At 35.9% G+C, this 5,997-nt stretch carries 4 protein-coding genes; 3 read left to right on the top strand and 1 reads right to left on the bottom strand.

The genetic code is table 11. From position 1 onward, the window contains the following. The coding region (locus ACP6PL_RS25855; protein ID WP_426548206.1) for a hypothetical protein at positions 1–744 on the top strand (744 nt) is incomplete at its 5' end. Between the two features lie 1,004 nt (positions 745–1,748). Here ACP6PL_RS25855 and ACP6PL_RS25850 read toward each other — a convergent pair. Next, positions 1,749–1,895, bottom strand: a complete 147-nt coding sequence (locus ACP6PL_RS25850) for a hypothetical protein (protein WP_426548205.1) — start codon at positions 1,893–1,895, stop codon at positions 1,749–1,751. A gap of 520 nt (positions 1,896–2,415) precedes the next feature. Here ACP6PL_RS25850 and ACP6PL_RS25845 point away from each other — a divergent pair. Together ACP6PL_RS25845 and proX are read left to right on the top strand one after the other, a co-directional pair. After that, entirely contained in the window at positions 2,416–3,609 is a 1,194-nt protein-coding gene (locus ACP6PL_RS25845) for a quaternary amine ABC transporter ATP-binding protein (RefSeq protein ID WP_426548204.1), read from the top strand. A gap of 26 nt (positions 3,610–3,635) precedes the next feature. After that, the gene (proX, locus tag ACP6PL_RS25840; protein ID WP_426548203.1) at positions 3,636–5,630 is read left to right on the top strand and encodes a glycine betaine/L-proline ABC transporter substrate-binding protein ProX; all 1,995 of its coding nucleotides are present in this window, start codon (positions 3,636–3,638) and stop codon (positions 5,628–5,630) included. Positions 5,631–5,997 lie beyond the last annotated feature (367 nt).

The following is a 5,997-nucleotide window of genomic DNA, read 5'->3' as shown; positions in this document are numbered from 1 at the left end:
GATTCTTTGCAGCACCAGTCACAAGAGCAACAAACTCAACTTCAGCAACTAGAAGTACAACTAGCTTCCATGGTTTCCCAGGAAGTACACGAAACTTTGCACCAAGAGTCTCAAGAGCAAAAGGTACAACTAGAAAAGTTAGAAGAGCAAGTAGCTTCGATGGTGTCCAAAGAAATTCACGATTCTTTGCAGCACCAGTCACAAGAGCAACAAACTCAACTTCAGCAACTAGAAGCACAAATAGCTTCTATGGTATTGCGGGAAAGTTATGATGCTTTGCAACGCCAGTCAGAAAAACAACAAAATAAGTTGCAAGAGCTAGAAGTTCAAGTTGCTACAATGGTGTCAAAAGAAAGTTATGAGACTTTACAAAAACACTCAGAAGAGCAAAAGGCTAAATTGGAAAGTTTCCAATCACAAGCAGATTTAATGGTGTCAAAAGAAAATTATGAGGCTTTGCAGCACCAATTACAACAGCAACTCAATAAGTTGCAGCATCTGGAATCCATGGTTGGTTCGATGATACCACAGGAAACTTATGAAGCCTTAGAAAAAGAGTCAGAACTTCAGAAAGAAATAATCGCAGATTATCAAAATAAACTGACTCAATTACAACAAAAATATCATAACCAATCTGAGATAATAGAGGCTTCACAAAAACAAATTTCTGAGTTACACACTCCAGCGATGATTGCACAAAATCATGTTCTGAAAAAGTGGCAATATCGGACTTTTTCTAGATAAAGTTAAAGTTCAAGAAAATTGATGATTTTTAGTAAATGCAATAATTTTAAATTTTCAGTTTAGAAAATTTAGAATAAAGCAGGGAGCTGAATTTAATTATTTTTCCGAAAGCGACAAAATCTCTCCGCTAAATTAATGTAATGAATTTCAAGAGTAATTTTTCCACCATCTACTGAAGATATTAAGAGCGGAGAGAACCTGAGTCGCAGTTTTGCACATTTTCCTAGGTTTAATAGTTTGGATTTAGACCAAATCGGCCTTAGTTAAGAGGGTATTTAAAAAATTTGCAGCTTTATGCCATACATAGGATTCAGGAATGATATAAGCCTTCTTTGATACTTGGATTTGGTATTATGACATTTTTTTCAATTTTTTCCAATAATCTTAAAGATAAATTGAGCAATCAAATAACTTAATCTTTAACATATGTCAGATAAAAAATTCACCCTGAGATTGCAGATGAATCAATAGGGTTTGCTGAAAAAGTCTTTGGGGTGAGGGGTAGGAGTCAGCACTCAGCAGTTAGAAGATGGAGGAGATGCTTCATTAATGGATAATTGATAATTGATAATTACTTCTGGTTAAAACCGTACTTGATTGAAGATTGGGAAATATCATTTCTTTATTTTCCCCTTAAAAGGGGAGGCTTTAAACCACAATTATTTAATTAAAAAATTAATAATTAATGATTCGGTAAGGGAAAAAGCTGAATTAGCATCTGATTCTAATTTATGGGAATATCAGGCAGATTTGAAAATGTACCGCCCTATGTTGAAGCAAATTTTTACTAATTCTTTGAGATTAGTAGTTGTTGAAATAGAAAAAGGCGTGGAAGTTACTGAAATAACCTGCATATGTTCCTTAAAACTGGAAATATATATAGATGAAAATTTATAGTTATGAGGACAGGGGTGGATTTATGGTTTCTCTTAAAAGGTGGTTATCTGTTCTTAGTGTTAATAGTCTGATGTTATTTAATGTCAGTTTTCCTATAGTTTTCGGACTTAGCCGTGCCAAACATCTCTAATATTTTCAATAACTTCTTGTTCTCGCCATTGTTTGTAATGCCAAAATACTGTGGAGTAAGGAGGTAAATATGCAGGGTAAATCAGACAAATTACAACCATTCTTAAGTTGATAGAGTATACCATCCAATATTTGCCTTTTGCTCCCTAAATGTCGGACAAGTTTTCTTTTTTTTTGGTATGGGATGTTTCAATTAGAACCCCCATAACGATCTGTCAAACTGCTTGAATATGGCATTTATCCAACTCTTGGTTATAGTAATTGGCGTTTCGGCTGTCGCCGACATGAAAGGTGGAGCAAGTGCGGCAGCTACATCGCTACTTAGTATAACCTTGGACGGAAAAGATACGCTCAGGGGTTCTATAGAAGAGGTAGTCAGAAGAATTGTCAAAGTGATTGTCTTCCATACTCTTGCCCAAAATATTAACTTTAATAGGTTATGGAAACTCTTATCATAGTTAATTTCAACTGAAAGCCTTTGAAATTATGAATCCTGTACATCGCCAATCCAATGGCTCCCCCACCACCAAAATATTACAACTAAAAATAGGATTGGTTAAAAGGGAATTTTTTTCTATTGGAAATTTGAAAAAAGAAACTTTAAACCTTAGTTTTTTAGTAAATTATCAGCTATAAGGTAAAAATATGACCCCAAAAATAATTATAGAAAATCTGATTAAAATTTACGGCAAAAAACATCTTGCTGCTCTCAAGTTATTTCGAGAGGGGAAAACAAGGGACGATATATTACAGTCTACAGGTAATGTTTTGGGATTAGCTGATGTATCTCTTGAGATTGGTAAAGGGGAATTATTTGTAGTAATGGGGTTATCTGGTTCGGGAAAATCTACCCTAGTTCGCTGCATTAATCGTCTAATTAATCCTACAAGTGGACATATTTATATTGATGGTGAAGATGTTGCTCATGTTGATGACAAACGAATGCGAGAGATACGACTGAATAAAATTTCGATGGTATTTCAGCGCTTTGGTTTATTTCCTCACAAAACAGTAGCAGAAAATGTAGAGTATGGACTAAAGGTACGGGGGGTTGAAGCATCTGATCGTCGCCAGAAAGCTTTAGAAACATTAGAAGTTGTGGGTTTAGACAAATGGGCAAATTATAAACCTACTTCTTTGAGTGGGGGGATGCAGCAACGGGTAGGTTTAGCTCGTGCTTTAGCTACTGATGCAGATATTTTATTGATGGATGAAGCTTTTAGTGCCCTTGATCCATTGACGAGGGGAGAAATGCAAGATGAATTATTGCGACTCCAGAAAGAATTGAATAAAACTATAGTATTTATTAGCCATGACATGCAAGAAGGTTTGAAATTGGGCGATCGCATTGCCGTAATGAAAGATGGTGCAATTGTCCAATTGGGGACTCCTGAAGAATTAGTTACTAATCCCAAAAATGATTATATCAGAGCTTTCACCGAAGAGGTAAATTCTGCTCAAGTTATTCGGGTAGGTTCAGTTATTAGTAAAACACCTTCTCTGATAATTGGTCAATATTCTGTTAGCTCTAGTCTGGAGAAAATGTTAAATCATAACCTGCAAGTTTTGTATGTAGTCGATGAGTACAATAAACCTGTTGGTTTGGTGAAAAAACAGCTTTTGGAAGAGAGTCTCAAACAAGGGAAAGAGGATATTACGGCTACTATGGAAACTGACTTTCCAATAATTGATACTTCTGCTCATCTAGAAGATATTTTTTATCTTTACAAACAAGGGTTTCCCCTAGCGGTGGTTAACGACAAAAAAGAATTTCAAGGTATGGTAGAAGCAGTTGATGTACTGACAACTTTGGGGCAACCAAGTAAAAATTTGGATTAAACCAACATTACAGGAGCCAGTAAATTTTGTTTATTTTCAATTATTTATCTAACTATTTCATAGCTGAAACTCAAGGAGGATTAGACAATTTATTTAATCCTTTCCAATCTTATACTTTACCTCTAGACGAATGGGTTAACAATTTAGTTAATTTTCTGGTTGACAACTTTCGCCCTATATTTCAAGCTATCAGCTTACCTATTAGCGGAACTCTAGAAATAGTAAAATCGACTTTTCTAGCAATTCCGCCTTTAATTTTTCTGATAATCATTGCTCTGCTAGTCTGGCAATTAGCAGGTAAAAAGATAGCTATCTATAGCTTTATAGCTCTAATCATTATTGGTTTTTGTGGCGCTTGGGAAGCAGCAATGGTTTCTCTATCTTTAATACTTACTGCCGTAATATTCTGTATGCTGGTCGGTATACCTTTAGGTATTGTTTGTGCAGTTAGCGATCGCTTCAATAGAGTATTGCGTCCTTTCCTAGATGCTATGCAGACTCTTCCAACCTTCGTTTACTTAGTACCTGTAGTAATGTTGTTTGGAATTGGAGAAGTTTCTGGTATAATAGCGACTTTTGTTTTTGCAGTTCCACCTCTAATTCGTCTGACCAACCTTGGTATTAGGCAAGTATCCCCAGAAGCAGTAGAAGCTGCACTTGCTTTTGGTTCAACTCGCCAACAAGTTTTATTGGAAGTGCAAATTCCTTTAGCTTTACCTACTATACTTGCTGGGACAAACCAAGCTATTTTATTAGCTTTATCAATGTCAGTTGTTACCTCAATGATTGGGGTAGAAGGATTAGGCCAAATGGTATTGCAAGGTTTAGGTCGTTTGAATGTTGGACTAGCAGCGGTAGGGGGGTTAGGTATTGTATTAATTGCAGTAATGCTCGACCGTATTACCCAGGGTGTTAGTCAAGGTAGTCTTCAGTCTTGGCAAGAGCGAGGCCCGATCGGATGGTTACGATCTCGTGGCTTGTCTAAACGTCATGGAGCAACTTTAGGGATAACTATTGTGCTTGCTTTGCTAGTTGGTGTGACAGGTTGGCAATTAATGTCTCAAACAAATATCAAGTCAACTGAAGATCCATTGCCTGGGAAAGGAATAGTAGTGCGTCCAACTTCTGGTTTAGAAACCTATGGCACATTTATCACAGAAATTGTAAATATTGGACTGGAAAAATTAGGCTATGAGGTCAAAGGTCAAAAGCAACTGAATGTTCCAGCAATGCACATCGCTGTTAGTAATGGAGATTTAGATTTTACTGGAACACATTGGGAAGCTGCCCACCAAGAATTTTTTGACAATAATGGTGGGGAAGAAAGGTTAAAACGGGTGGGAACTCTTATTTCTAATGCTAGTATGGGGTACCAAATAGATAAAAAAACGGCTGAAGAATATAATATTACTAATTTATCACAACTTCAAGACCCAAAAATTGCTGAACTTTTTGATTCTGATGGTGATGGTCAGGCAAATTTAATTGGTTGTACTGCTGGTTGGGTATGTGAAAGAGTTATCAATCATCATTTGCAAGTTTATGGACTTGAGAATACTGTCGAACATATTCAAGGGGATTATTCTGCTCTATTGGCAGATGCTCTAGTTCGTTATCGTCAAGGAAAACCAATTCTGTTTTTTGCCTGGAAACCCCATTGGCTTGCTTCTGTTTTAAAAGAAGGGGAGGATGTAGAATGGTTGAATGTTCCTTTCACATCCTTAGTAGGAACTATGGAAAATTTCACGGAAAAAGATACTTCATTGAATGATAAAAATCTCGGTTTTCCCATTGATAATGTCAGGATATTAGCTAATAAGAAATTTTTACAGACTAACCCAGTTGCTCAAGGTTTATTTGAACAGATTGAGATTCCGATTGATGATGTTAATATTCAACAGGAAAAAGTTAAAAATGGTGAGAATAAACCTGTAGATATTCGCCGTCATGCTGAAGAATGGATCGCTAATAATCAAGGATTATTTGATAGTTGGTTACAAGTAGCAATAGCAATAAATTAGGTTTTGTAGCACTACGGATTCAGGTTAGAAATTTCTAAATACTGTTTGCGGATAATTGACCTAGGAAAAAATCACCCCAGAGATTACTTTTTACTTTTGTATTAGTGACTTTTGACTTGCGGGTAGCGCTATAGTATTAGCTTAAAAAATTCATTGAAAATAATCTCCCATTAAATACTGATAAATTAGTAGGGGTTTGATCTCCCTACTAGATACAGAATCAATACCAATTTGAAAAAATTTTGAAAAACTCAGTAGTTAGAATAGTAGGAAAAAATTGACAACAACAATTAAATTTTCCTCACTTACCTATTATATCATGTCCGGTTGAATAGTTATAATTAAAGTTCGTAGTAGGGCTTCAGCC

Source organism: Dapis purpurea BLCC-M126, assembly GCF_050015975.1.
In the GTDB taxonomy this organism is placed as follows: Bacteria; Cyanobacteriota; Cyanobacteriia; order Cyanobacteriales; family Microcoleaceae; genus Trichodesmium.
The sequence above is the reverse complement of the archived record's forward strand: the minus strand, read 5'-3'. Positions and strand labels throughout refer to the sequence as shown.